General features: G+C 61.0%; 37 protein-coding genes. 15 read left to right on the forward strand and 22 right to left on the reverse strand.

Going from position 1 to position 21,863, the window contains the following annotated elements; all coding sequences use genetic code 11:
* Window positions 1-20: 20 nt before the first annotated feature.
* The 5 genes from A0W34_RS06185 to A0W34_RS06205 form a co-directional block, all read right to left on the reverse strand.
* Window positions 21-635, reverse strand: coding sequence for a class I SAM-dependent DNA methyltransferase (locus A0W34_RS06185; protein WP_007726541.1), 615 nt, complete (start codon window positions 633-635; stop codon window positions 21-23).
* Window positions 632-1,390 (reverse strand): PIG-L deacetylase family protein, encoded by a 759-nt coding sequence (locus tag A0W34_RS06190; RefSeq protein ID WP_058038936.1) that lies wholly within the window; start codon window positions 1,388-1,390, stop codon window positions 632-634. The genes A0W34_RS06185 and A0W34_RS06190 overlap by 4 nt, the downstream gene beginning before the upstream one ends.
* Window positions 1,384-2,322 carry a hypothetical protein gene (locus A0W34_RS06195; protein ID WP_007726542.1) on the reverse strand — a complete coding sequence of 313 codons (939 nt, stop codon included), beginning with the start codon at window positions 2,320-2,322 and terminating at the stop codon, window positions 1,384-1,386. The genes A0W34_RS06190 and A0W34_RS06195 overlap by 7 nt, the downstream gene beginning before the upstream one ends.
* A complete protein-coding gene (locus tag A0W34_RS06200; protein WP_081557478.1) occupies window positions 2,319-3,023 on the reverse strand; it encodes a glycosyltransferase in 705 nt (234 codons plus the stop codon). Before A0W34_RS06200 ends, A0W34_RS06195 begins: the two co-directional genes overlap by 4 nt.
* A 233-nt stretch (window positions 3,024-3,256) precedes the next feature.
* On the reverse strand, window positions 3,257-4,024 hold the full coding sequence (locus A0W34_RS06205; RefSeq protein ID WP_003943624.1) for a GAF and ANTAR domain-containing protein: 768 nt from the start codon (window positions 4,022-4,024) through the stop codon (window positions 3,257-3,259).
* Window positions 4,025-4,133: 109 nt separating this feature from the next.
* Between A0W34_RS06205 and A0W34_RS06210 the strand changes: the two genes are divergently transcribed.
* The gene (locus tag A0W34_RS06210) at window positions 4,134-4,832 is read left to right on the forward strand and encodes a HemK2/MTQ2 family protein methyltransferase (RefSeq protein ID WP_198035689.1); all 699 of its coding nucleotides are present in this window, start codon (window positions 4,134-4,136) and stop codon (window positions 4,830-4,832) included.
* Here the strand turns inward: A0W34_RS06210 and A0W34_RS06215 are convergent.
* Window positions 4,789-5,838, reverse strand: a complete 1,050-nt coding sequence (locus tag A0W34_RS06215) for an iron-containing redox enzyme family protein (RefSeq protein ID WP_007726547.1) — start codon at window positions 5,836-5,838, stop codon at window positions 4,789-4,791. The genes A0W34_RS06210 and A0W34_RS06215 overlap by 44 nt on opposite strands.
* Between A0W34_RS06215 and A0W34_RS06220 the strand changes: the two genes are divergently transcribed.
* Window positions 5,839-6,078 (forward strand): CDGSH iron-sulfur domain-containing protein, encoded by a 240-nt coding sequence (locus A0W34_RS06220; protein WP_003943717.1) that lies wholly within the window; start codon window positions 5,839-5,841, stop codon window positions 6,076-6,078.
* A 130-nt stretch (window positions 6,079-6,208) separates the two neighbouring features.
* On the opposite strand, the gene A0W34_RS06225 is transcribed toward A0W34_RS06220, so the two are convergent.
* The 3 genes from A0W34_RS06225 to A0W34_RS06235 form a co-directional block, all read right to left on the reverse strand.
* The gene (locus A0W34_RS06225) at window positions 6,209-6,412 is read right to left on the reverse strand and encodes a cold-shock protein (RefSeq protein WP_003943666.1); all 204 of its coding nucleotides are present in this window, start codon (window positions 6,410-6,412) and stop codon (window positions 6,209-6,211) included.
* 316 nt (window positions 6,413-6,728) lie between these two features.
* A complete protein-coding gene (locus A0W34_RS06230; RefSeq protein WP_003943713.1) occupies window positions 6,729-7,706 on the reverse strand; it encodes a YihY/virulence factor BrkB family protein in 978 nt (325 codons plus the stop codon).
* A gap of 86 nt (window positions 7,707-7,792) precedes the next feature.
* Window positions 7,793-8,230 (reverse strand): STAS domain-containing protein, encoded by a 438-nt coding sequence (locus A0W34_RS06235; protein ID WP_042452313.1) that lies wholly within the window; start codon window positions 8,228-8,230, stop codon window positions 7,793-7,795.
* 330 nt (window positions 8,231-8,560) lie between these two features.
* Between A0W34_RS06235 and A0W34_RS06240 the strand changes: the two genes are divergently transcribed.
* Window positions 8,561-8,809 (forward strand): hypothetical protein, encoded by a 249-nt coding sequence (locus A0W34_RS06240; protein ID WP_003943680.1) that lies wholly within the window; start codon window positions 8,561-8,563, stop codon window positions 8,807-8,809.
* A 16-nt stretch (window positions 8,810-8,825) separates the two neighbouring features.
* Here the strand turns inward: A0W34_RS06240 and A0W34_RS06245 are convergent, their stop codons facing one another.
* Window positions 8,826-9,608, reverse strand: a complete 783-nt coding sequence (locus tag A0W34_RS06245; RefSeq protein ID WP_003943639.1) for a SigB/SigF/SigG family RNA polymerase sigma factor — start codon at window positions 9,606-9,608, stop codon at window positions 8,826-8,828.
* Window positions 9,605-10,039 carry an ATP-binding protein gene (locus tag A0W34_RS06250; RefSeq protein ID WP_003943620.1) on the reverse strand — a complete coding sequence of 145 codons (435 nt, stop codon included), beginning with the start codon at window positions 10,037-10,039 and terminating at the stop codon, window positions 9,605-9,607. Before A0W34_RS06250 ends, A0W34_RS06245 begins: the two co-directional genes overlap by 4 nt.
* A 237-nt stretch (window positions 10,040-10,276) precedes the next feature.
* Here A0W34_RS06250 and A0W34_RS06255 point away from each other — a divergent pair, with 237 nt between their 5' ends.
* Window positions 10,277-10,714, forward strand: coding sequence for a hypothetical protein (locus A0W34_RS06255; RefSeq protein WP_198035690.1), 438 nt, complete (start codon window positions 10,277-10,279; stop codon window positions 10,712-10,714).
* 9 nt (window positions 10,715-10,723) lie between these two features.
* Here the strand turns inward: A0W34_RS06255 and A0W34_RS06260 are convergent, their stop codons facing one another.
* The 5 genes from A0W34_RS06260 to A0W34_RS33145 form a co-directional block, all read right to left on the reverse strand.
* Window positions 10,724-11,041: a WhiB family transcriptional regulator gene (locus A0W34_RS06260; protein ID WP_003943622.1), complete on the reverse strand. Its 318-nt coding sequence runs from the start codon at window positions 11,039-11,041 to the stop codon at window positions 10,724-10,726.
* A 185-nt stretch (window positions 11,042-11,226) separates the two neighbouring features.
* Window positions 11,227-11,898, reverse strand: coding sequence for an ANTAR domain-containing response regulator (locus A0W34_RS06265; protein WP_081557480.1), 672 nt, complete (start codon window positions 11,896-11,898; stop codon window positions 11,227-11,229).
* Between the two features lie 48 nt (window positions 11,899-11,946).
* Window positions 11,947-12,081 (reverse strand): hypothetical protein, encoded by a 135-nt coding sequence (locus tag A0W34_RS33620; RefSeq protein ID WP_256261806.1) that lies wholly within the window; start codon window positions 12,079-12,081, stop codon window positions 11,947-11,949.
* A 73-nt stretch (window positions 12,082-12,154) separates the two neighbouring features.
* Complete coding sequence (locus A0W34_RS06275; protein WP_003943731.1) at window positions 12,155-12,700, reverse strand: Dps family protein; 546 nt, start codon at window positions 12,698-12,700, stop codon at window positions 12,155-12,157.
* A gap of 84 nt (window positions 12,701-12,784) precedes the next feature.
* A complete protein-coding gene (locus tag A0W34_RS33145) occupies window positions 12,785-12,943 on the reverse strand; it encodes a hypothetical protein (protein ID WP_003943664.1) in 159 nt (52 codons plus the stop codon).
* A gap of 358 nt (window positions 12,944-13,301) precedes the next feature.
* Here A0W34_RS33145 and A0W34_RS06280 point away from each other — a divergent pair, with 358 nt between their 5' ends.
* Window positions 13,302-13,604 (forward strand): MerR family transcriptional regulator, encoded by a 303-nt coding sequence (locus A0W34_RS06280; protein WP_003943719.1) that lies wholly within the window; start codon window positions 13,302-13,304, stop codon window positions 13,602-13,604.
* 24 nt (window positions 13,605-13,628) lie between these two features.
* Here A0W34_RS06280 and A0W34_RS06285 read toward each other — a convergent pair whose 3' ends face one another.
* From A0W34_RS06285 to A0W34_RS06300, 4 genes are all read right to left on the reverse strand, one after another.
* Window positions 13,629-14,006 (reverse strand): hypothetical protein, encoded by a 378-nt coding sequence (locus A0W34_RS06285; protein ID WP_081557482.1) that lies wholly within the window; start codon window positions 14,004-14,006, stop codon window positions 13,629-13,631.
* Between the two features lie 136 nt (window positions 14,007-14,142).
* Window positions 14,143-15,630 carry an alpha,alpha-trehalose-phosphate synthase (UDP-forming) gene (locus A0W34_RS06290; protein WP_064075809.1) on the reverse strand — a complete coding sequence of 496 codons (1,488 nt, stop codon included), beginning with the start codon at window positions 15,628-15,630 and terminating at the stop codon, window positions 14,143-14,145.
* Window positions 15,627-16,046, reverse strand: coding sequence for an STAS domain-containing protein (locus A0W34_RS06295; RefSeq protein ID WP_081557483.1), 420 nt, complete (start codon window positions 16,044-16,046; stop codon window positions 15,627-15,629). Before A0W34_RS06295 ends, A0W34_RS06290 begins: the two co-directional genes overlap by 4 nt.
* A 259-nt stretch (window positions 16,047-16,305) precedes the next feature.
* On the reverse strand, window positions 16,306-16,494 hold the full coding sequence (locus tag A0W34_RS06300; protein ID WP_136472457.1) for a PI-type proteinase: 189 nt from the start codon (window positions 16,492-16,494) through the stop codon (window positions 16,306-16,308).
* A 167-nt stretch (window positions 16,495-16,661) separates the two neighbouring features.
* Here A0W34_RS06300 and A0W34_RS06305 point away from each other — a divergent pair, with 167 nt between their 5' ends.
* Window positions 16,662-16,910, forward strand: a complete 249-nt coding sequence (locus A0W34_RS06305) for a hypothetical protein (RefSeq protein ID WP_007726566.1) — start codon at window positions 16,662-16,664, stop codon at window positions 16,908-16,910.
* Between the two features lie 220 nt (window positions 16,911-17,130).
* On the opposite strand, the gene A0W34_RS06315 is transcribed toward A0W34_RS06305, so the two are convergent.
* Together A0W34_RS06315 and A0W34_RS06320 are read right to left on the reverse strand one after the other, a co-directional pair.
* On the reverse strand, window positions 17,131-17,622 hold the full coding sequence (locus tag A0W34_RS06315; protein ID WP_218960345.1) for a hypothetical protein: 492 nt from the start codon (window positions 17,620-17,622) through the stop codon (window positions 17,131-17,133).
* Window positions 17,619-18,197, reverse strand: coding sequence for an RNA polymerase sigma factor (locus A0W34_RS06320; protein ID WP_007726571.1), 579 nt, complete (start codon window positions 18,195-18,197; stop codon window positions 17,619-17,621). The genes A0W34_RS06315 and A0W34_RS06320 overlap by 4 nt, the downstream gene beginning before the upstream one ends.
* Window positions 18,198-18,383: 186 nt before the next feature.
* Between A0W34_RS06320 and A0W34_RS06325 the strand changes: the two genes are divergently transcribed.
* From A0W34_RS06325 to A0W34_RS06360, 9 genes are all read left to right on the forward strand, one after another.
* Entirely contained in the window at window positions 18,384-18,848 is a 465-nt protein-coding gene (locus tag A0W34_RS06325) for an Asp23/Gls24 family envelope stress response protein (RefSeq protein ID WP_003943699.1), read from the forward strand.
* Window positions 18,845-19,129 (forward strand): hypothetical protein, encoded by a 285-nt coding sequence (locus A0W34_RS06330; protein ID WP_054781084.1) that lies wholly within the window; start codon window positions 18,845-18,847, stop codon window positions 19,127-19,129. The genes A0W34_RS06325 and A0W34_RS06330 overlap by 4 nt, the downstream gene beginning before the upstream one ends.
* Window positions 19,130-19,199: 70 nt before the next feature.
* Window positions 19,200-19,388 (forward strand): hypothetical protein, encoded by a 189-nt coding sequence (locus tag A0W34_RS06335; RefSeq protein WP_232329999.1) that lies wholly within the window; start codon window positions 19,200-19,202, stop codon window positions 19,386-19,388.
* A gap of 38 nt (window positions 19,389-19,426) precedes the next feature.
* A complete protein-coding gene (locus A0W34_RS06340; protein ID WP_003943629.1) occupies window positions 19,427-19,606 on the forward strand; it encodes a hypothetical protein in 180 nt (59 codons plus the stop codon).
* The gene (locus A0W34_RS06345) at window positions 19,599-19,991 is read left to right on the forward strand and encodes an Asp23/Gls24 family envelope stress response protein (protein ID WP_042452300.1); all 393 of its coding nucleotides are present in this window, start codon (window positions 19,599-19,601) and stop codon (window positions 19,989-19,991) included. The genes A0W34_RS06340 and A0W34_RS06345 overlap by 8 nt, the downstream gene beginning before the upstream one ends.
* Complete coding sequence (locus A0W34_RS06350; protein ID WP_019747451.1) at window positions 19,988-20,557, forward strand: DUF6286 domain-containing protein; 570 nt, start codon at window positions 19,988-19,990, stop codon at window positions 20,555-20,557. Before A0W34_RS06345 ends, A0W34_RS06350 begins: the two co-directional genes overlap by 4 nt.
* Window positions 20,554-21,138, forward strand: coding sequence for a hypothetical protein (locus A0W34_RS06355; RefSeq protein WP_081557485.1), 585 nt, complete (start codon window positions 20,554-20,556; stop codon window positions 21,136-21,138). Before A0W34_RS06350 ends, A0W34_RS06355 begins: the two co-directional genes overlap by 4 nt.
* Before the next feature lie 64 nt (window positions 21,139-21,202).
* Window positions 21,203-21,325, forward strand: a complete 123-nt coding sequence (locus A0W34_RS33625; RefSeq protein ID WP_256520448.1) for a hypothetical protein — start codon at window positions 21,203-21,205, stop codon at window positions 21,323-21,325.
* 219 nt (window positions 21,326-21,544) lie between these two features.
* Window positions 21,545-21,808, forward strand: coding sequence for a GlsB/YeaQ/YmgE family stress response membrane protein (locus A0W34_RS06360; protein ID WP_047890188.1), 264 nt, complete (start codon window positions 21,545-21,547; stop codon window positions 21,806-21,808).
* Window positions 21,809-21,863: the final 55 nt, after the last annotated feature.

Here is a 21,863-nt window from a genome sequence, read left to right on the forward strand (position 1 = left end):
CTCAACCGCGCACAGGTTTACTAGATCAGACCTTCGGAACGAGCTACCGACGGTGGTGACGGCGGACCCTTCACGAAGACATCGATCAGCACGTCCTCGTCCTGGTACGACGCGAACTGCGCCAACCCCGGCGTCTGGCGCACAGCCGAATGAACAGCGTCACCGTTTTGCGGATACTCCGGCACGACGTGACGCCAATGGGCGCACAGCAGCGTTCCGCCAGGCTCGAGATGCTCGACGACCTGCAGCATTGCCTCGATGAGCTTTTCGAAGGTCAGGTAGTAGCCGACTTCGCTGATGACGACGAGGTCGAAGGTTTCTTCGGACCAGTCGTCACCCAAGGCCCAGAGCCGAAATTCGGCGTCATGTCCGGTAAGCCTCGCACGAGCGCTCTCGAGTGCGGTCGGGACGATGTCGGTGGCGAGAACGCTGTCGCAGCGCTCGGACAACTTCTCGGTGAGAACCCCGATCGAGCACCCCGGTTCGAATGCGCGACGGTATCGAGGTTTCGGGAGCATAGCGACACTGAGTGCGTACTTCCGCTGCTCGTACCAGCGGGATTCGAAATCCCATGGGTCGGACTGTGCGGCATACATCTTGGCGAAGTAATCCGCGGGGAGTTCACGATCGCTCATACGAACACCGTCTCGTACGGCCTCAGTAATCGTTCCATCGCGTGGCGGGGGAGGATGGGTGCATCCGCGGGATGATCGGAAAGCGGAGCGATCTGTGAAGTGAACTCATTGGTGGCAGCAGATTTCGCAGCCTGAACGTCGGAGGGCAAGGGCACCTTTCGTGCTCTTTCCCACGGGACTGCCGCATGATCCGGCGCGGCCCAATGCCACGCCCAGATGGGATACTCGATCAAGCGCGATCCAGTGTCCGCGCACGCCCTCGCCGCCGCGTCTCCGGTGGCTTCGTGGTCCGGGTGGCCGTCCCCGCGCCACGTGGAGGCGCACCAGGTATCCGCCGAGGAATCACCGAGAATCGAGCTGAGGCGGTCGGTCAACTCCTGTCGGTTCTCGCCGATCTTTCCGTCCGGGATGCTCAATCGAACCGGTGTGGGAATTCCGAGGACACGCGCTGCCCGATCCGACTCGGACCGTCGACGGCGTTCCATCTCGGGCTGAGTCACGGTCGGTGAATCGGGATGCGAAGCTCCGCCGTCGGTGACAGATACGACCTGAACACTGATGCCGGAAAGTATTGCCAGAAGAGCGGTTCCGCCCAGACCGAGTATTTCGTCGTCGGGATGGGGAGCGACGATGATCAATCGTGAGCATCCGGTGAGATCCAGTTCCGGAAAACTTCTTCCCCACTCCCGCCATGTCGATTCGGGAGTACCGCCGTCGTCGACAGGCTTCTGCGCGAACAGTTTCGAGTTCACCACGGCCGTTTCCCCTTGGCTGCAATCCGGCCCAGCTCGGCGAGATCCTTCTCGGCGTGACTCTGCCGCAAGTAGACGGTGAGATCGGCTACCCGTGCCGCGTGCGCGGCGTCCATGCAGAGCGGTGCGGCGCCGAGAGCGCGTCCCACCCGATCCAGGGTCTCGGTAGCGGCGCGCTCGACAATTGCGCGCACACGGAGTGCCCGCTGCATGGCCTCGGCATTTTCGTCGAAGGGATCCGCATCGATCTCGGCCGCCGCGACTGCGAGCGCGTTGCGCGCTGCGGCGAGCGCTGCATCGACCGCACCGAGGTGTGCGAGTACGTAGGGGTCTTCGCTGCTTGCAGCCTTGTCGTACAACGGATCAGCGACGCCGCAGGCGCCGCCGTACCAGCATGCAGCCACGCCGATCGCGCCGTGCCAGAACCCCGGGCGGCTCAGATAGTCGCCTGCCGTCCCGACCGGTATGGCCGGAACCATGTCGAAGTCGACCGCGCTGGAGTCGCTTTCGGCCATACCGACGGCCTTCCACGAATCGGGAACGGGATGCACCCCAGGTAGTCCGAGCTCGACCGCGAAGAGGGAGGGGACACCGTCGACCAAGGCGGTGATCAGTGCATGCGTGCAGGTGTTGGCGCCGGAACACCACAACTTGCGACCGGTGAGCGTCCAGATCCCCACGTGCTCAGACGCATTCACCACAGGTTGGGGTGGCTCGGCCGCCCACACTCCCCACAGCTGCCCGGGTTCGGGATCCGGTCCGTCGAGTTCGGTGAGTATCGCGACGGCATCGGTGTGAGCCTCAGCCATCCGGCCGAGAACCACATTCTCCCGTGTGAGCTCTGCCAGGGAGGTCCACCGTGCGGCCGTCGCGCCGCCGCCGGGCAGCGGCAAGTACAGTCCACCTGCGTCCAGGAGTGTGTGTAGTCGTTTCATCGTGCCAGCTCCGCTTCTTCGTTATCGGCGGTCGTACCACCCAGGTTACGGATATGTCCGGCAAAGCCGCCCGGAGTTCGGCCGTCGAGACGCGCAGACGTGGTGACCGCAATGTCCTCTGCCCACGCGATACAGGCACCGGCCTCGCTCAACCGCCGGACGAGATCGACATCCTCGTCTTCTTCGAGATCGCAGAATCCTCCGACGTCCCAGTACATATCGGCGCGGACACCGAGGTTGGCACCGTGGACGTGACCGTGTCGACCATGGGGATGTGCGTGGTACATACGTTCGTACCGTTCGCGAACGGAGTGCGGATGGCCTTCCCAGTCCGCGATGCGAACGGTGCCCGCGACGACGTCCGCAGTACGCGCATACTCCAATTGGCGCGCAATCCAGGTGGGGCCGACCACCGAATCGGCATCGGTCGTGGCGAACCACGCTGAGGCCCCCAAATCCGAGCCGAACGCAGAGAAACCCGTCGCTCGCGAACGGCCGACGTTCTGATGCTCGACGCGGAGTACTTCCACCCCGTCGGGGATGACCCCCGCGGTTCCGTCCGAACAGTTGTCGAGGACGGCAACCACTCGGACGGGGACAACGCAAGCCGACGCCGCTGTTGCGAGTGCACGAAGGCAATTGGGGAGGTCTTCGGCTTCGTTGTGGGCGGGAACTACGACAAGAACCTGGTCGATTGGCACAGTGACGATCCTTTCCTCACCCTGGTACGGTCGGGTCTTCTTTCGTCCCGGTTCTCAACAGATAACCACATTTCGGACGGGTGCCGCCGCGCGACCGCCAGCAGCCGTGCAGGTCGAAAACTGTTTCGGTGAAACATCTCTGGATACGTTTGAGAGATGTGCCGGCGGGGTACAAGACGGGGTTTTGCGACTGTGCTTTCGGGTGCAAAACGGGGTTTTGCACCGAAGAATCTTCAGAACCGGCGGTGGCGCACCGAATCGACGAGCATCCGGGCCACCTCGTGCAGTTTCACGTTGGTGTGCTGCGATTGCTGAACGAGTCGGCTGAATGCTTCGTCGGCGTCGATGCCGTGGATGGCGATCAGCACGCCCTTGGCTTGTTCGATCTCGGCACGAGATTCCATGGCGCAGTGCAACTGTTCGATGTGCTCGTGTGCCTGACGCCAGCGTCGTGAATCTGCGATCGCCGCGCCCGCACCGGCGGTGAACAATTTCATCAACTCTTCGTCGAAGGGCTTGAACTCTGTCGAGGCGAATCCGTAGACGTTGAACGCGCCGAGAAGTTCGGTGCTTCCTTCGCCCATGGTGAGCGGCACGGACAAGTAGGACCGGACACCTTGTTTCCGGGCCTCGGCGGTGAATTCCGGCCATTTGTCGTCGTGATCACCCACCTTCGACCGAACCGACGACATGGTGCGCGCGGCGTCAACGCACGGACCACGATCGGCGGAATGCTGGGCATCGTCTATCGCGGAAAGGTAGTCCGCGGTAGATGCAGCAGTTCGTGGGCCATCGGCGGACAGCACCGTCACGCTGACAGCATCGGCATCCGGCAGCGCTTTGACCGCCGTCTCGGCCAGACGTTGGAGCATGGAGTCGAGATGCGCGTCCGTGTTCAGAGTGGACCGGAGTCCGGCAATCGCTTCGGCGAGGGTGTCGAGCGAATCTGCTGCGGAAGCAAACGCCGCGGCTCCCTGTGGGGTGTCCGCATTGCCTGTCATGATTCAGGTCTACTCCGCAAATTGCGGCGATGTAACCGTTCCAGGCGGTCTTTGCTTCGATGTTGCATGAAATCCGAGGTTCCTGGGTAGCCGCACGCAGCGATGTGCGATGTCGCCTGAAAAAGAGGAGCCGATGATGATCCTGCGTTTACCTGGTGTGTATCCACCGCAACACGACACGTCGTTACTGGCGGATGCGCTGCTGTTCGAGCGCCTCACCGCTCGCAGTCGGGTGCTGGATCTGTGCTCGGGGACCGGCGCCCTCGCTGTCGCGGCAGACGCGGCAGGCGCAGGCCACGTCGTCGCGGTCGACATATCTCGCCGCGCGTGTGCCAATGCTCGTCTCAACGGGATCCTCAACGGAACCTCGATCGACTCCCGTCGTGGCGACCTCACCGAGGCGGTGCACGGCGAACTCTTCGATCTGGTGATCTCCAACCCGCCGTACGTCCCTGCTCTTGCAGATGATCTCCCTACCGCTGGAATCGAACGTGCTTGGGACGCAGGAAAGGACGGACGCGCCCTCATCGACAGGATCGCAGCCACCGTGCACGAGGTGCTCGTCCCGGGCGGCACACTGCTTCTCTTGCAATCGGTGCTGTGTGGGGTCGACAAGACCGAGGCGATACTCGAAGAACACGGTATGGCCGTAGAGATTTCAGCCCGGAAGTACGTTCCCTTCGGGCCCGTGATGCGCGAGAGGCGCACCATGCTCGAGGCACGAGGGTTGATCACCACCGGTCAGGAAATCGAACAACTCGTGATCATTCGCGCAACGAAGTCTTGCCCTTCTCCCAACTCGATGTGAGGTGATCGCCGAGAAGATCGTCGAACGCCAGGCACGCTGCGGCGCCGAACAAGATGTCATCAGTGCGGTGCGGCTGCGAAGAAGCGAGACCGCCGGCAAGGTCCCGAACGGCGATCTGTTCGTGAACGGAATCCGCTTCCACGTGCTCGTCGTAGAACAGTGTCGCGCCCGAACCGAATCCGAGTCGGCGCAGTCCTGCGCTGTATCGTTTGCTCGGCAGCGCAGACGTGGTCTCGACAGCGCACAGGTGCCCGACCAGCGTTCCGAGATGGCGGCGATGAAAACCGAAGAGCGAGAGAGCATTCAACGACGCCAACGTTACCGCGGGAACAGAATCGATGTAGTGGCCGTAGCGGTCCGAAAGACCTACAGCCCGCATGGTGTCGGCAAAAAGACGCGAATGCATTCGCTCTGCGCGACCGCCTCCGTACTCGTCGCTCTGCACTTCGACGAGGGCGGCCTTGACGGCACCGGAGAGACGCGAAATTCCGAGGGTGTGCACATCCGCCTCGCGGAGCTGATTGAGCGAACGGTGAATCAGCACCTCCGAGAACTGATCGATCGTTGCATCCTTCGCCATGAAGGACGCAAGACCTGGGCCTGCACTGGGGGCGGTCATCGACCAGAGGTCGGCCACGACGTCGCCAGACGACTCGACTGTCCCCACGAGTTGCGCGATGGCGGACTCGAAACGCTCTTCGAGCCGAGACCGCACCGCGAGCAGGTCCGGATTCCACTCCCATTTGTCCGAGACGTTCTCGATTCCCTGCAAATGAAGCTCGTAGAGGAGCGTCAGGGTCAGCTGAGCGTCGTCGTCACGAAGAATGTCGTAGGTGAGGTCGGTGGACTGTGCATCCTCGTACGCGTCAGCGGCAGCCGTAATCTCCCTCGGATCGGCCGAGGAGCGCAGAATGGAAACGAGAGTGGCGCTCAGTGGGCCGCGGGCCTGTGGAACAGGCATGGAAGTGGGCACACCAGTGGCCGAATCGAGAACTGAAGAGGACATATGACCGCGTTTCCCGAATCGTCATCTGCCGAAACACCGAGTGTTCCCGGTAACAACACCACCATAACCGCCTGCACGGACGGCCCGCTGCTGGTGCGTGGTGACTTCGAGTTGCTCCGTGACGACGGCACTCCGATAGAGAACAAGCGCTCTACGGTTGCATTGTGTCGATGTGGGCGGACCGGCATCGCACCGTTCTGCGACAGCTCCCACAAGAAGAAGCGGGCGCGAGCGACGTAACCGGTGCCAATATTCGGAACAAGCCCGACCCGTGAACCGAGACGACCCGGAAACCAAGAAAAGGCTGGATGCCGGCACCATGCGGTGCAGCGTCCAGCCTTTTCAGTCTGAAGTCAGACTGGGATCGAACTCAGATGGCGCGAACATTCTGAGCCTGGGGGCCCTTCTGGCCCTGTCCGATCTCGAACTCGACCTTCTGGCCCTCGTCGAGGGACTTGTAGCCGCTGCCCTGGATCTCCGAGTAGTGAACGAACACATCCGGTCCGCCACCTTCCTGCTCGATGAATCCGAAGCCCTTTTCACCGTTGAACCACTTGACACTGCCCTGAGCCATAACCAAATTCTCCTGGATCCATCGAGCCGAGCCCTCCCATCGAGAGTCCGGTCTCACACCTGATCCTGCCATGCTCTTCTTTTTCTGTCTCCAATTAGATGCATGGCGAGTTGCAGTATTTGACGGCTTTGTCCCGTTCCGGGACCACGTCGGAAGCAGGTGATTGTTCAACTATGCGCGTTTACCTGCTGTGATGTATTCGTCCCTTCGATGCAGCGCGAAATGACAACACCTGTGTTAAATCTGGATTCGCGGCGCAGAATGCCACCCCGATACCGAGGAGGGGACCAAATACCCAACTCGATCGGGGTCGAGATCAGTCCGAATCGTCGGGTTTGGTGTGCCCGTCGAACGTCACATGGATGTTCTCGTGGGGAACCGCGCGTTGTGCTTTTGCTTGATCGGCGAAGGTGCGCCGATCGCCTTCGATGAGTTCGGTGTTGTCGGTGAACGGAGCCAACAACGCCCGCGGATGGAGTTTGTCGACTCGCACGACGTTGATTTCCGCGCACATGACGATCGAGGCTGCAGCGAGGAACAAGAAGGCCAACAAACCCAGAACGATGGCAAAGACGCCATTGGTGGTGGAGGCACCCCGCACCACAGAGGTCACATAGAGGGCACCGAAGGACTGAAGTGCTTGCCAGAGAACAGCAGCGGCGATCGCTCCAGGTGCCACATCGGCTACCGAGAGCGGGCGGGCGCAGGTGAGCCGGAAAGCGACGATGAAGATGCCCGCATTCAAGACGACTACCGCAAGGGTCAGCAGGAAGCTGAACGAACCGCCCAGATGAAGCGCACCGCCGATGTTGGAGACAGCGGTGGTCCCCAAGATCGCGAGACCGATCGTGCCGAGAAGTAGTAGCCCTTGGAGACGCCCGCGGATGGGATCCGGTCGCATGTTTCGGGGCACCGACCACACCGTGTTCATCGCGTTCTGGCAAGCCAGAGCGACACCGAGGCCACCGTAGAGACCACCGACGATTCCGATCACCAGACCCGTGACACCGCCGCCGATCTGTTGCGCATTGCCCAGGTCGTCACCGATCACCGGAAACTGATGCAGCGCGGAGTCCAAGATCTGTTGCTGAAGCTCAGGGTTGCCCGACAGCACGAAGCCGAGAATGGTCGAGAGCAACAGAAGAAGAGGAAAGAGCGAGACGAAGCCGTAGTAAGCGATCAGCGCGGCTAGATAAACACCTTGATCGTCGAGGAACTTGTAGAGGACCGCTATCGGGAACCCCAGGGCCGGATGCTTCTGTTGCAAGGCATCGAGGCGCTTGGCGATTGTCATTCTCGGTCTCTCTCAGCTCGTCGGACAGCCCGACGAACCTTAGTCGCTGCGAGCGCCTGGCGCTCGACGCCGGGGCAGCCGTGGCGTCAGGAGGCTTCGAGTGACTTCTCTGCTTCGTCGAGCGCGCGCATTGCTCCCTCGACAGAGTTGGTGACCGGGAATTCCTCTTCCGCCCGCGCCGCGCGAAGCAAGCGTCGAAGCGGGTGTGACCCGATCGCGGCCCACTGGAAGTCGTTGGCTCGCGAACGGGAGTTCAGCTCGGCGAACAGTTCGAGGCAGACCGCACCGACGAACAGTGAGTTGGACAAGTCCAGAATGACGCGAGGCCACTCCGCAGCGTACGAGTTGAGAAGTTCTCGTAGTTCTGGGGCGGAGAGTTTGTCGAGGTCGACGTCGACCCGGATCAGGACTGTCGAGGGCGCTATCCGCCAGGCCGCGAAACCATGCGTTTCCACGATCGGCCCCAATTGTGTTGAGGGATCGATGGAATCGATCGGTGTGTGGTCGAGTTCATTCAGATTCATGGCAGATCCGGTCTGTGTGCTTTCATCGAAAGGCTGACGACCGATCTGGCGGCGCGGAAAGTGAATGCGTCCAGGCGTGGAAAGCTTTAGAGCTCAATGGAAATGAACAGTACAGATGTGCGCAGGAAATACTCACCTGATCCAGAGCCTTGATGCGAACCGAGCGCCAGTGGCTTCAACCCCGGCTGTATTCTCAACCTCGGTACCGTTCAGTGTAGCTCGAGGGCGTGAATCGGTCCAGGTGAGAGGTCGAATATTAAGCGGTGCAATGTTTTTGGCTCGACGCTTCGGTATGGTGGAAGATCAGCGTCACCGGACGAAGGGAATCAGATGAACGACCGCGATGCACTCACGGCCATCTCGACCAAGCTCGACACACTGATCGGCGCGGAGACCAACGGTTTGCGGGACGAGGTTCCGCCCGGTTCCAGTGTGCAGCGCACCGAGCAGGACGGCGAGCACGGCCGGTGGGGGCACGATTACCGCCTCGCCAACAAGTATCTCGAGGCCCTCGACATCGGCCAGCCCGGTCTCATCGATCGAGACGAGCTGGAACGTCTTGCACAGGAATACATCTGATCCTCGAGACGTACCTTCAGAAGATTTCACCCATCTCGGTGCGTAGCTGCTTCAGTGACTGAGTGAGGATTCTGGATACATGCATCTGAGAGATGCCGACCTTTTCGGCAATCTGGGATTGGGTGAGATGGCCGAAGAATCTGAGAACGACGATCGTGCGCTCGCGCTCCGGTAGTGCCAGGAGCGCGGGCCGCAGGGTTTCGTGATTGTCGATCCGACTGATCGCTTCGTCGTACTGTCCCAAAGTGTCTATCAGAGTCAGACCACTCCCGTCGCCGGCGGAAGCGGTGTCGAGCGGTGTGGTTCGGTACGAATTACCGGCGGTCAAACCTTGTTCGACCTCGTCCGGTTCGATGTCGAGTTCCTTGGCGAGTTCCGCGACTGTCGGTGCACGGCCGAGCGTCTGGGACAAAGTCGTGAGCGCCCGGTTGAGGGCAAGGTGCCGTTCCTGAAGGCTACGAGGCACTCGCACGGACCAGCCGTGATCGCGAAAATGCTTGCGTACCTCACCCATGACGGTCGGGACGGCGAACGACAGGAAATCCGATCCTTTGTCGACGTCGAATCGCTGCACGGCCTGTATGAGCCCGACGCGAGCAACTTGCTCCAAGTCCTCGAAAGGCTGGCCACGCCCCTGGTACCGGCGAGCGACGTGTGTGGCCAGGGGTAGGCACAGTTCGATGATCGAGGTGGTGATCTTTTCTCGGCTGGGATCATTCGGCGGAAGGGAGGCCATCGAGACGAACAGTTCGACAGCTGTTTCGTACTGGTCCTTCTTGTCCGGTGGGACAGCGGTCACGCACGCTCCTGGGGCAAGCCCTTTTCAAGCGTCATCGTCAGGGTGATGTGACCGTCCGCGTCGATTTCCGACTGTTCCAAGCGGACGGAATCGACCAGCGCTTCGAGAACGAACCATCCGAAGCTGTGCGACTTGTCGGGTATCTCGGAGTGCGCGATCACGGACACGACGGTCCGAAGTGTGCGGCCGACGGTGTCGAATCGGCAGGTCAGGTCGCTGGACGGTATCGCGTGGCCGATGAGGATGCTCGCGACTTCGTCCATCGCCAGAGCAAGATCGGCTGTTCCGTCGACATCGAGTCCGGTGTTGTTGGCAACCGTTCGGGTGATTCCGCGCAGAGTGGGAAGTTGAGAGTACGACGCGCGGACGCGGAGCGAGGCGATGGAGTCGTGAGTTAGTTCGGTTTCGGTCGGACTCGACAGAGGGATCAAGGGGCTTCCTGTAGGTAGATGTGGCGTGATTCCGGCGGACCGAGGCAAGGACCGGTACCGGCCGTGCGTGCCAGCCATCTCTACCCCGGAAGTATTCATGGCCTTGGATTACCCTTCGCCCGGCGAACTAACCCTCTTTACCCGAACTAGAGGATGAATTGTGAGACACATCACCTGTGGTGCGGACGTACCGAATCCTCATCTTTCATTTTCGCGTCGTTCGGGTACAGCCGCTTCATGGACACCCATTCGGACAGACAGATCCCCGTACACATACGACCGGAAGGTGTCACTGATGACGAGGTGAAGGCGGCAGGAGTGCTGTCGAACGCCCTTGAAACGGTGGAACGGGCACGCGGTGCTCTGTACGACTTCCATCAGCTGATAGGGCATGCCGATCTGATGCTCGACGAGGTCGTCGAGCTACTGCGATCCAGCGGCAACGACGACCTGGCCGATCAGGTCGAGGGCGAGTTGATCGGCCGGAACGTGGTCGAGGGGCGCTGGACTTTCCAGTTGGTCGAAGAGTTCGACGAGAACTACTGGTCGTTTTTTCGTGGATGCGAGAAAGTGGTGCGCGACAAGCTGGCAGGCGGAGTGCCGCACCTCTTCGAAGCCGAGATGAAGGAGCGACGCCGCACGCACGGTTTGCGGCACCACGAGGCCAGGCCCTGAGGTTCCTACCTACTCTCGTGAGCTCGTCGCGGCACTGATCAGTGGTTCAGTTCGAGCTTTGCGCAGCGATTCTCGCTCGGTCGCCGTCATGCCGCCCCAGATACCGTGGGGTTCCCCGGTCTGGATGGCGTGCACCAGGCATCTCTGCACGACAGGGCATCTGGCGCACACCAGCTTCGCCGAACTCTCGCGCTTCGCTCGCCTGGAGCCGCGCTCGTTCGTATCGTCGTAGAACAGAGCGGGGTCGGTGTCGCGGCAGGTGCCGGACAGTTGCCAATCCCACTCGTCGGCAAGGGGCCTGGGAGATGTGTAGGAGCGCATGAACATGGACGTTCCCTTCGCTGCGTGACGAACTCGACTCGGATCGCGGATCCAGGTCGGGTGTTAAGGCAAAGCTCGGTCCCGCCGGCCTGAACCGGCGGGACCTTCGAGGCTCCTCCCTCGAGGGGGAAGATTTCGGGGGTACCTCTGGTCGGTCATTACCCAGCCGTACAACTTTTGAATCCCGGTCGTCAGGAATTCTTTCGATCCACGGCACGTCGTTCTGCTGCGGCGACAAGACCACCGGCGATGTCGCGCACCTTGACGTTCCATTCCTGCGACATCTGGACCAGAAAGTCGAAGGCTTGGTCGGCCGAGCACTCACGCTCGGCCATCAGTAATCCCTTGGCCTGCTCGATCAAGGGCCGAGAATCCAAAGCTCTTCTCAGTTCGTCATTTTCCGCGCGAAGGCGGGTGAGGACGTCTGACGCCGAACTGGACTGCTGAGCCAGCGGTCGTTGAACCTCGTATACACGATGAAGCACACCGATGACCCTGCCGTCATCATCGGTGACGGCGGAATTCACCGTATTCCAATAGCGGGTGACAAACATCCCGCTCCCGCGCTCGTCGCGCACGTCGTAACGCTGAGTCGGCAGTGTGTCCCGAGTTCGGGACCGCATCGTGCGCTCGAATGACGCTGTCAACGAGAAGATTCCATCGGCAAACGAGTCGTCGGGATTGTCGGGGAAGGCTTCGAACACTTCCACTCGGTGCAATTGATCGAGGCTGCGACCGGATACGGCAAGGTATTCGTCGTTTGCGCCCTGGATACGAAAATCGCTGTCCACGAGCAGAAGAGAAGAACTGCTTGCCGCAAATCGATCGCTACGAACGATCGAGCGGAGAGTGCTCGAACTCATGATTGTGTCGTTTCTGTCCTGTCTTCGACGGTTGCGGCCCCTGATATTTCAGAAGTAGGTGATCGCGAGAACTCCAAGGGCGGTGCCTGCCAAGATCGATCCGAACAACAAACGCTGCTGCAACACGAACATCTGATACTCGCGACGTGTTTGTGTCGACGTGCCGCGCGAGTCCGCAGACATGCTCTTGCCCTTTCCTGTTGTGGGGAGTGCGATTTCGGCCGACCCCCGATCGGCCGAAACCGCGGACGGTGCGTCAGTTCTGACGCGCCTCATTTGCGGCATCCTGCTCGGTGGACGCGCCTTCGTGTACGAGGCTGCCACCCGAGTTCTCGAGGTGAGCACGAACGAACCACTGGAACTTTTCCAACTGCGCCGTCTGGCCGATCAACATGTCCTCGGTGATCGGATCGATCTTGCCGACGCTGTCGATTGCGGTGCGACTGTCGGTGATGATCCCGGTGTAGACGAGGTCGAGCGCAGCGAGGTGCGCACGAGCGTCGTCGCGGCCGACGGAGTAGTCGTCCCACGTTCGATCGCGCTCGATTGCTCCCGCGGTGCCCTTGGGCGAGTTACCCAGTGCCGCGATACGTTCGGCCACATCGTCGGCGTAGCCGCGAACCAACTCCACCTGGGGGTCGATCATCTCGTGCACGCCGATGAAGTTGGGGCCCACGACGTTCCAGTGAACGTGCTTGAGCGTGAGGTGAAGATCGTTGTAGGCGCTGAGGCGTTCCTGCAGAATATCGGCGACGGACGAACCGTCTGCGCTGCTCAGTCCCGGTACGGTGAACTCGGACATATGTTTTCCTCTCGTCTTGATGGGGATCGCCCTCCAGTGGGGCGGTCTCGCGCCATCGTCAATCGGATCGCGTGTCGGTCAGGTTCAGTGCGCGAGTGCTACTGGCTCCTCTGTCACCGGGTCGCCGTACATCATCGCGATTCGGCGCTTGACCTCTTCGGTTGTCAAAGTCGCACTTGCGACAGTGATTCCGATGCCGGTGGTGCTCTCGCCCTGTGTGGGCGGGATGTCGATCGTCGTCATCTTGCTCCCGGTGAAGAGTGTGCCGTGAGGGAGTCGGCTGAACCACCGACTCCGACGTCTGGGTGTTCTGCGCCTTCGAGCTCCAGTTATGGCGCTTTCAGGTGCTACAAAATCTATATCAGCCGATGTAGATAATTGGCAAGGCTACTTCGATTCGCGGGCGAAGGAAAGCGCATTGTGCAATCTTGTCGAAATCGGCTTTGATCTGCCATTTCACGCCTTTTCTGCTCGACGATTCTTGTTGTCAGTGGTCCTGGACACGCTTGAATCTATGTCCTGGGCGTCAGATTCACTGCGTGATGGTGCTAAGGTCGGGTGACGCCGATTGAGACAGCCGACACCGAACTAGGAGGTTCCAGTGACGTCGGAATCCCAGACCCGGGCGCTGCGCGGCGTGTACGGGATCTCAGTGATGTCTGAACTGTCCGGGGTAGGACCTCAGACGCTGCGCCTTTACGAGCGAAGGGGCTTGCTCACACCAACCCGCACCGATGGCGGTACGCGCCGGTACAGCGAGGCCGACCTGGACACGCTCGGACGAATCACCGCGCTGATCGACGACGGAGTCAATCTCGTCGGTATTCGTCTGATTCTGTCCCTCGAGGCCGAGAATGCAGTCTTAGCGGCTCGAATCAGCCAGTTGACCGCCGAGGGGGACTAGTGGTGCTGCTCGAGACGATGCCGTTCAGGATGGAGTTTCGGTGCGGGTAGGGTCGCCGAAGTCCGCGTCGGCGGAGATTTTGTTCCCTGCCGCTGCGATCTGTTCGAGCGCGGCGTCCAACGCATCGACCAACCATTGATGCGACGCCTCCGCGAGGAGGCGATCCGGAGTGTCGGTGTTCTCGGATTGGAAGAACCGCACCAGCCATGATTCTCCGTTGTCGGGTCGATCGGAGAGTCCAGCCGCGGTATTGGTCGCCAGAAGGAACCGGTTGTATTCGAGGTCAACACGAATGGCGTACTCGCCGAACAGGTTCACCACGTTGGCCGGCCGATGAGTAGCGGCAGCGAGCGCAGTGAGAGCGTCGTTGTAGGTTTCGGAGTACTTCATCGTGAGGGGCATGGTCGGCCTGTCTTTCTGGGCCGATGCAGCATTGCACGGCTATGTCGAGGAGATCAGTTCGCAGCCGCTGCTTGACGATGAACTGAAACCAATCCTAGCTCGAGTCTCCGAGCGCACTGACGCAAGCCCGTGAGGGTCAGTTGTTGCGCGCAAAGTTCGACTCACGCTCCGTGACGAACTGATCGTCCGGAAGCGGTCCGGGTGGGGCAAGCGCAGTCAGGAACGACTCGGCCCACTGATGCACATCGTGTGTCATGACCTGTCGATGCAGCGCAGCCATACGGCGACGGCCTTCCTTCGGATCCTGATGAACCGCGGTCAGGATCGTATTCTTCACGCCGTCCAAATCGTGCGGGTTGACCAGGTATGACTGTCGTAATTCCATTGCGGCACCGGTGAACTCGCTGAGAACGAGAGCACCTCCGAGGTCGCCACGACAGGCCACGTACTCCTTGGCCACCAGATTCATCCCGTCGCGCATCGGCGTCACGAGCATGACGTCGGCAGCGACGAACAGTGCGATCAGTTCTTCACGGTCGACCGGCTGATACAGGTAGTGAACGACGGGGCGGCCGATCTGACTGTGGTCACCGTTGATGCGGCCCACCTGCTCTTCGATGACGCTACGCAGGTCGATATAGTGCTGCACGCGTTCACGACTGGGCGTCGCGAGCTGCACCATCGTGTACTTCTCCGGATCCAGACGATCCTCGTCGAGGAGTTCCTTCAAGGCTTGAAGCCGCAGGTCGATACCCTTGGTGTAGTCCAGCCGGTCGACTCCCAGCAAGATTTTCTCGGGATTTCCCAGCTCTTCCTTCAACTCGCGCGCGCGACGCAGGACCGAATCGCTTTTCGACTGGCGCTCGAGTTCGGCAGAATCGACGGAGATGGGAAAGGCGCCCACCTTGACGACGCGAGAATCGAAATCCACATGCCCGAGCGCACTTCGAACACCGACGCCCGCGGTCGTCGTCTTGAGGCCGAGAAGTTTGCGGGCCAAGAACAGGAAATTGTTTGCGCCACCAGGTAAGTGGAAGCCGATCAGATCGGCGCCCAGCATTCCCCTGACGATCTCCTTGCGCCACGGAAGCTGCATGAAGAGCTCGACCGGAGGGAACGGGATATGAAGAAAAAACCCGATCGTCAGATCTGGCCGCAGCTCGCGCAGCATCGCCGGCACAAGTTGCAACTGATAGTCCTGCACCCAGACAGTCGCTCCGTCCGCGGCGCAACGCGCGGTTTCCTCGGCGAACCGCTGGTTGACTGCGACGTAGGTGTGCCACCACGACCGCTCGAACGTCGGAGCCACCAGAACGTCGTGGTAGAGCGGCCACAACGTGTCGTTGGAGAACCCCTCGTAGTACTCGGCGAGGTCCTGAGAGGTCAGCTCGACGGGAAACAGACGAAGGCCGTCAACCACTATCGGATCGACCTTCTCGTCCGCGACCCCCGGCCAGCCGACCCAGGCGCCATCCCGCTGTCGGAGGATGGGTTCGAGCGCAGTGACGAGCCCACCCGGACTTCGCTTCCAGTTCTTGCTTCCGTCTTCGTCGGTTTCGAGATCGACCGGCAGTCGGTTTGCGACGACGACGAATTCGGAGAGCTTTTCGAGATCGGTACTCACGCCGACATCGGCTCCGCCAGGGTCTCGTCCAGGACGGAGGTCGAGGACAGGTACGCGACTGCATCGGCTGTCGAGTCGGTGTACACGATGTCGGTGTCCATCTTCAGAAGAGACAGCGGACGCCTGACAGGGTGCGCTGCGACGAGCGTCCACGGCACGCCGAGCCTCCGTGCCTTGGCCGACAGAGTCTCGATGATGGAAAGACCTCCGACGGAGATGAACTGGACGTCCGAGCAGTCGAGTACGAACGGGTGTCGCTCACCGATCAGGTCGTCGACGCAGGCAGCGAAATCAGCTCGGGACCGGACGTCGATCTCGCCGCTGACCACGAGCGACTGAATGTTTTCGGCACAGGTCGTCGTGAAGATGGGGGGACTGTCCGTACGCTCATCTGTAGTTCTCGAAAACTCGTTCATCGAAACTCCTGACGGATTGCTCGAAACGGTTCGTTCGAACGGTCTGGTTCGAAACGGTTTCGTTCGAAACCGGGAAACGGCACGGGAAGCAACGCACGAACCGTGCTCGTCTTCAACGGCTGGGTACTCAACCGTGCTGAGTGCCTACCTTACCGCATCGCGAAAACCCAGGTGAAAAGCGTTAGATCCGTACGGATTTCAAGGTCCCGTGAGCGTCGGCCCACGGGACCTTGGTCCCGATGGTTCAGACCTTCCGGGATCAGTCGGTGTCAGTCGCCGGGCCGGTGCTCGAGGCTCCGCCCTCGTCGGCCCACGTACGTTCGCCCGACGGATCGGTCTGAACGTCCTTGGGTGCGGTGTCGGAGCCGGTTCCCGGACCGTGGTCGGTGCCGGTGGTCTGCGGCTCGTCCGTCTGATCCGTGCGGTCGGTGGAATTCTGTTCACTCATGGTGTGCGTTTCCTTCGGGAAGTCGTTGTTCATGTACTTGTCGTTTCCTGCTCACCCGCGAGGGGTACTCAGTAGGGAGTAGTGCGTCACGTCGAGCCAGTACGTCACGTCGAGTCCATACCGGCAAAGTCAGCTGTCACCGAAGCAGGAGATTTCACGTGAACCATATGACCGTGACGACCGAACACCTGCGTGCACTGCTGGGCAGTGGCCCCCATTCGGAACTGGTAGCGGTCGGGGGCGAGATCGAGATCTACGTCCCCGATGAAGAAGGGTTCGGTCTCGAGGGTATCTCGCTTGTCACTCGCGAGCAGTTGGCCGAACGTCTACCGTCCTCACCCGACAACCCCGACGAAGGTGAACTACGTATCGCCGCAGAATCGTTGAGCGAGATGATCGCCGAACTCGGCGGTTGAACTCCGAAGTTCGGGGCAGCCGACGTCAGATCTGCGGGATCGGATCCGGAGGGTACGGGTTCGGTGGCGTCGGAGTCGGTGGCACGGGCGGCGGATTCATCGGATCGGGTGGTGTCGGCGCCGGTGGTGTCGGCGGCCCCGGGTCGGGGGCGGGGCCCGGATCCGGTGGTGGGGGAGTGGTCATGAGTGCCGGGTTCCCAAACACTTGCCGAACAAACACCTAGTGTTCGGAGTGGCTTTTGGTGTTCCCTTCGGCAGGTAGATCATCGACGATGTCGACTACGGCGACGTGGATGCTCTCTGCAGAGACCGGTGGGTCCGTGTCGCCGAGGATCAGGTGAACGACATCGACGACGGTGAATCGAACCCGGTCCGACAGTTCGGCCAGATCCACTCCGTATGGCGCTGCCAGTTCGATACGTAGTGAACGTATTTCGTGGCCGTCGACGAAGAACTCGATGCTGCTCGGCGAGCAGTGGTGCCGAGAACGTATCTCGGCGGCCAAGTGGGTGCGGAGTACGTGATCGCTCACCGACACCGTGCCTAGACGTGGACCTTCCGACGCGTGTGCGTCGAGCGGCCAACCGGACGCCGAGGTCGACCGTAGCGCCCGGATCACCTTGTCGCTGATTCGATCCCAGCCCGGCTCGGGAGCGTTCCGCAGGACGTCGGATGCGTGCGCCATCAATGCGTCGGTTCGTGATTCAGTCATCGCCACCTCGTCATTCGTTCACTCAGGTTAGCCCGTGCACGATGGTGATGCCCGCGCACCGCATCCGGGGTGAGTCTTAGAATCTTGCCGATTTGAACGAACGTGAGCATCTCCACCTCTCGCAGCGTCCATGCCGCACGCTGGCGATAAGGCAGTTCACCCAACGCTTCTTCCAGTGCCTCGAGGAACGCGGAGTTCGAGGTCGTGTCGAACGGGCCGGCCTCGGGAGACGGCACGAGAGGATCGAGCAATCTGTCGTCGATCGGTTGAGCTCTCTTGATTCGATAGCTGTCCACGATCTTTCGGGAACAGATCGCGAAAAGCCATGTTCGCATCGACGATTCGCCACGAAACGAATCGAGTCGACGCCAGGCGGCCACGAAGGTGTCCTGGACTACCTCGAGAATGTCACCTTCGTCTGCGAGCATGCGACGCGCATAGCGGTGAAGTGCAGGTCCGTAGTAGTGCACCAGTGACTCGAATGCTTCTCGGTCGCCGAGTATCGCAGCGTTCACTGTCGCGGTGTCCAAACCGTCAGGTGCTTCGGTGAGCCCCTGTGTATGCGGTAACGCCACAGTCGCTCCTCTCGCGGAAATGCGGAAAACTCGGCTGCGTTCGAAGATTGTTCGCCCGGCCGGGGCGTTGAATGTTACGGACAGTAACTAACAAGTGTCAGTGATGCACGTCACCTGACTGGGGCATTCGGTTTTGCCTTCGAGTGACGACTACACAGGTAGATCGATCAACAGGAGGAGATGACAATGGTCAGCACGCAGGTTGCGACAGCATCTACGAAGGATGTTGCATCATCGAACGACTCGGCTCTCGTGAGTTCGCAAGGAAAGACGTCGATCGCCGACACCGTTGTCTCGAAGATTGCCGGCATCGCCACGCGAGAGGTGAGCGGCGTGTACGACGTCGGCGGCGGAGCGTCGCGGGTTGTCGGGGCACTGCGCGAGCGGATCCCCGGCGCGAGTGTCAACCACTCCCAGGGAGTATCGGTCGAGGTCGGCGAAAAGCAGGCAGCGGTCGACATCGACATCGTGGCCGAGTACGGCGTATCGCTCGCCGATCTGGCCACCGGCATTCGCCGCAACGTCATTGCGGCGCTCGAACGGATGACGGGTCTCGAAGTGACCGAGGTGAACATCACGGTTCACGACGTTCACCTCGACGAGGGCAGTGACGACGAAACCGGCGAGCCCAAGACTGCACGGGTGCAGTGAGTTCCGAAATCGCCGACACCATCGCGGCGGCTGTGACGGGGATACCTGGGGTCGCCTCGCTTCATGCCGGAATGTTCGGCGAGGTTGGCACGTACCTCCCCGGTCGCCGCGTCGTCGGCGTGCGGGTGACGGAGTCGTCGACAGACATCCATGTGTGCATCTTCGCCGACGCCGCCGTTCGAGACACGGCTTTACGTATCCGCCAAGCGGTTTCAGGACTCGTTACAGGCCCCGTGAACGTGACAGTGGAAGACGTAGTCGGTCGTGGACGCGATGCCTGAGCACTCTCGGGGTTCAGTTCCTGATCGACGATCCGCACGCCGAGAGGCGATCAGGAACTACCACCCCGACGTGGGTGGATCTGCTGACGCGCTCAATCGAGCGCTCGAACGCGTCGACCGGGACTTCGCATCCCCGATCGGTGTGGTTGTGCGCACGTCGCTGCGCGGCACGATGCGACAGATAGCCAAACCCGTTCGGGCCCAGTACACGCGTTTGCGCGCTCGGTTTCCGGGTGCCAAGACCTACACCGAGATCTGACAGGCACCAACGAACATCATCCACAACGGAGGATTCACATGACCACCTCGACTGTCGGCCTACTGGCAGGACTACTTCTCGGAGTCGCAGCTGCTGCAGGCGGTTTCACCGGATTCCTCATCGCTCTGGTTCTCGGTGTGATCGGATACCTCGTCGGTGGTCAGCGTGACGGCGAGTTCGATCTCGGTGTGATGCTGAAGGGTCGCGGACGTGGCTGAGACAGCTCGACCGGAGTCGTCTGTGCTTGCCGAGCCGGGCGATCGTGGAACGCTGACGATTCGAGACAGAGTCGCGCAGAAGTTGGTTCTCGAGGCGACGCGCGGGACCCCGGGGGTGCGTCATCACGCCGGCGGCATGGACAAACTGACCGGGCGTGAACTGCCGAGGGCGCGAGTGCTGGTATCCGGCAAGCGGGTACGGGCCAAGGTGGACATCGCGATCGAGTGGCCCGGATCCTTGTCGGTCATCGGTACCGCGGTGCGAGAGAACGTGACAACCCAGTTGCAGTCTGTATCGGGCCTGGACGTAGACGGCGTGGACGTGGCGATCGTGAGCGTTCTCCCGGCATCGACCACGCGTGACGCGGGAAGGAAAGTGCGATGACCGCCGACAAGGTCGCACCACCCACTGCCTCGAGGGCTGCTGCTCCTGTTCCCCTTGCGGCGCCCGGATCGGCCGTCACGGGATTCCTCATCGCCGCGGCGCTACTTGCGCTCGGCGTGGTCGGCGTCCGCGACGCGCTGGTGGATACCGGCGTGATCACCGGGTCGCAGTGGATACCAAGTGCTGCCGCATATGTGGACGGGCTCGCGTACCAGGGTTGGATGTTGCCGGCGGGGATCGCAGCCGTCGTTCTCGGCCTGTGGTTCGTCATCCTCGGACTCAAACCGCGACGAAAGACTGCCAATGCCTTGGTCGGAGTCGCGAATACGTGGATCGATCCCGCCGATGTAGCGGCGATAGCGTCTGTTCGCGTCGAGTCACTGGCCCAGGTTCGATCCGCTTCGTCACACGCGACCCGGCGCAAGCTGGAAGTGAAGGCCTCGGTCACGCCCGATGGAGCCGCCACCGCTGAATCGGAAATCCGTGCGGTGCTGGGGGACTTGGCCGGGTCGCTGTCACCATCGCCGCGAATCAAGGTTCGTATCCAGACGGGATCGCTGTCATGACTCGGACGGCGACGGCGATGGATCGCGTGGCGACATGCGTCGTGGGGATGCTCGCGATAGCGGTGGGAGTTGCAGCGATCCTGTGGAATCGCGACGTGATCAAGGATTTCCCGGCGCGTATCGAGATCCCGTGGGCTGAAGATCTTGTCGATCACTCGTGGTGGCCATGGGCTGTCGGAGCTGGGGGAGTACTGCTAGTCCTCCTCGCGTTGCGGTGGTTGATCGCGCATGTGCCGCTGCGTCGGGTGAAGGAGATCGCCGTCCATGGGTCGAACTCACACAATTCCACCACCGCGGATCTGGGTGCGGTGGCGGAAGGGGCGAGCGCATCACTGGAGGACTTCGACGAAGTGTCGCGTGTCCGAGGAAAAGCGTTGCTCGATCGTGGAGTTCGCACGATCGATTTGCGAGTGACATTGAGACGTAGCGTCGTATCCGGATCGGAAACGTTGTCCGAGCTGATTTCTCGCGTCACCGACACGGGGGATCAAGTCGCTGCGGTGGTCGGTGATCCATCCGTCGCGACCAGAACTCACATCGCCGTGGAAAGCGCGAAACGCGATGAGCCGAGAACTCTCTGATCAATCGAGGTTTGAGCCTCCCGGTGACCGGGTATTGGTAGACCTCCCGATCGTGCACAGAGTCATGGATGTTGCTGTGGCACTGTGTGTCACGTTGCTCCTTGCGACCGTGACCTCGATGGCGATCGCGATCGTAGTGACGCTGATCATGTGCGCGTCGGTGAGTGTCGTTTCTCGTATGTGGTGAATCGCCAGTCATTTTGGTTCTGTCGTGAACACCTGATAGAAAGGTAAGCAGACAATGTGGCTGCTACTGAGTGCACGATCCCCCGCGTCGTGCGGCGGAGAGTCCGGTTGTGTGCAAACACAACCCGCGATCACGGTCTAGTTGCGCGGGCCGATCGCTCGGAACTCTCCCTTCACCGGCAGTCTCTCATTGCGCCGTCCCTTACCTCAAGGAGTCACAATGCTCTCACTCGGAATCATCGCCTGGATCATCATCGGTGGACTAGCGGGTTGGATCGGCAGCAAGATCATGAAAACCGATGCGCAGCAGGGGATCTTCCTCAACATCGTTGTCGGTGTGATCGGCGGCCTGATCGGTGGTTTCCTGCTTCGAGTCTTCGGCGTCGATGTCGAGGGCGCGGGCTGGATCTTCAGCTTCCTCACTTGCCTCCTCGGCGCTGTCATCTTGCTGTTCCTGGTCAAGGCAGTCACCGGAAAACGCTGACACATTTGTCCACGCAGTTCGAGTTCGACTGAATCCACGGCCGAATCCCACGGCC

It is taken from the genome of Rhodococcus sp. BH4, assembly GCF_002079265.1.
GTDB classification, from domain to species: Bacteria; Actinomycetota; Actinomycetes; order Mycobacteriales; family Mycobacteriaceae; genus Rhodococcus_F; species Rhodococcus_F qingshengii.

What these genes read in the sequence shown, in the direction of transcription:
- A0W34_RS06185 (WP_007726541.1), bottom strand. Translation starts at nt 635, where the DNA reads ATGAGCGATCGTGAACTCCCCGCGGATTACTTCGCCAAGATGTATGCC.
- A0W34_RS06195 (WP_007726542.1), bottom strand. Translation starts at nt 2,322, where the DNA reads ATGAAACGACTACACACACTCCTGGACGCAGGTGGACTGTACTTGCCG.
- A0W34_RS06205 (WP_003943624.1), bottom strand. Translation starts at nt 4,024, where the DNA reads ATGACAGGCAATGCGGACACCCCACAGGGAGCCGCGGCGTTTGCTTCC.
- A0W34_RS06210 (WP_198035689.1), top strand. Translation starts at nt 4,134, where the DNA reads ATGTCGCCTGAAAAAGAGGAGCCGATGATGATCCTGCGTTTACCTGGT.
- A0W34_RS06215 (WP_007726547.1), bottom strand. Translation starts at nt 5,838, where the DNA reads ATGTCCTCTTCAGTTCTCGATTCGGCCACTGGTGTGCCCACTTCCATG.
- A0W34_RS06220 (WP_003943717.1), top strand. Translation starts at nt 5,839, where the DNA reads ATGACCGCGTTTCCCGAATCGTCATCTGCCGAAACACCGAGTGTTCCC.
- A0W34_RS06225 (WP_003943666.1), bottom strand. Translation starts at nt 6,412, where the DNA reads ATGGCTCAGGGCAGTGTCAAGTGGTTCAACGGTGAAAAGGGCTTCGGA.
- A0W34_RS06230 (WP_003943713.1), bottom strand. Translation starts at nt 7,706, where the DNA reads ATGACAATCGCCAAGCGCCTCGATGCCTTGCAACAGAAGCATCCGGCC.
- A0W34_RS06235 (WP_042452313.1), bottom strand. Translation starts at nt 8,230, where the DNA reads ATGAATCTGAATGAACTCGACCACACACCGATCGATTCCATCGATCCC.
- A0W34_RS06240 (WP_003943680.1), top strand. Translation starts at nt 8,561, where the DNA reads ATGAACGACCGCGATGCACTCACGGCCATCTCGACCAAGCTCGACACA.
- A0W34_RS06255 (WP_198035690.1), top strand. Translation starts at nt 10,277, where the DNA reads ATGGACACCCATTCGGACAGACAGATCCCCGTACACATACGACCGGAA.
- A0W34_RS06260 (WP_003943622.1), bottom strand. Translation starts at nt 11,041, where the DNA reads ATGTTCATGCGCTCCTACACATCTCCCAGGCCCCTTGCCGACGAGTGG.
- A0W34_RS06265 (WP_081557480.1), bottom strand. Translation starts at nt 11,898, where the DNA reads ATGAGTTCGAGCACTCTCCGCTCGATCGTTCGTAGCGATCGATTTGCG.
- A0W34_RS33620 (WP_256261806.1), bottom strand. Translation starts at nt 12,081, where the DNA reads ATGTCTGCGGACTCGCGCGGCACGTCGACACAAACACGTCGCGAGTAT.
- A0W34_RS06275 (WP_003943731.1), bottom strand. Translation starts at nt 12,700, where the DNA reads ATGTCCGAGTTCACCGTACCGGGACTGAGCAGCGCAGACGGTTCGTCC.
- A0W34_RS33145 (WP_003943664.1), bottom strand. Translation starts at nt 12,943, where the DNA reads ATGACGACGATCGACATCCCGCCCACACAGGGCGAGAGCACCACCGGC.
- A0W34_RS06285 (WP_081557482.1), bottom strand. Translation starts at nt 14,006, where the DNA reads ATGCCCCTCACGATGAAGTACTCCGAAACCTACAACGACGCTCTCACT.
- A0W34_RS06295 (WP_081557483.1), bottom strand. Translation starts at nt 16,046, where the DNA reads ATGAACGAGTTTTCGAGAACTACAGATGAGCGTACGGACAGTCCCCCC.
- A0W34_RS06300 (WP_136472457.1), bottom strand. Translation starts at nt 16,494, where the DNA reads ATGAGTGAACAGAATTCCACCGACCGCACGGATCAGACGGACGAGCCG.
- A0W34_RS06305 (WP_007726566.1), top strand. Translation starts at nt 16,662, where the DNA reads ATGACCGTGACGACCGAACACCTGCGTGCACTGCTGGGCAGTGGCCCC.
- A0W34_RS06315 (WP_218960345.1), bottom strand. Translation starts at nt 17,622, where the DNA reads ATGACTGAATCACGAACCGACGCATTGATGGCGCACGCATCCGACGTC.
- A0W34_RS06325 (WP_003943699.1), top strand. Translation starts at nt 18,384, where the DNA reads ATGGTCAGCACGCAGGTTGCGACAGCATCTACGAAGGATGTTGCATCA.
- A0W34_RS06340 (WP_003943629.1), top strand. Translation starts at nt 19,427, where the DNA reads ATGACCACCTCGACTGTCGGCCTACTGGCAGGACTACTTCTCGGAGTC.
- A0W34_RS06350 (WP_019747451.1), top strand. Translation starts at nt 19,988, where the DNA reads ATGACCGCCGACAAGGTCGCACCACCCACTGCCTCGAGGGCTGCTGCT.
- A0W34_RS06355 (WP_081557485.1), top strand. Translation starts at nt 20,554, where the DNA reads ATGACTCGGACGGCGACGGCGATGGATCGCGTGGCGACATGCGTCGTG.
- A0W34_RS33625 (WP_256520448.1), top strand. Translation starts at nt 21,203, where the DNA reads ATGGATGTTGCTGTGGCACTGTGTGTCACGTTGCTCCTTGCGACCGTG.
- A0W34_RS06360 (WP_047890188.1), top strand. Translation starts at nt 21,545, where the DNA reads ATGCTCTCACTCGGAATCATCGCCTGGATCATCATCGGTGGACTAGCG.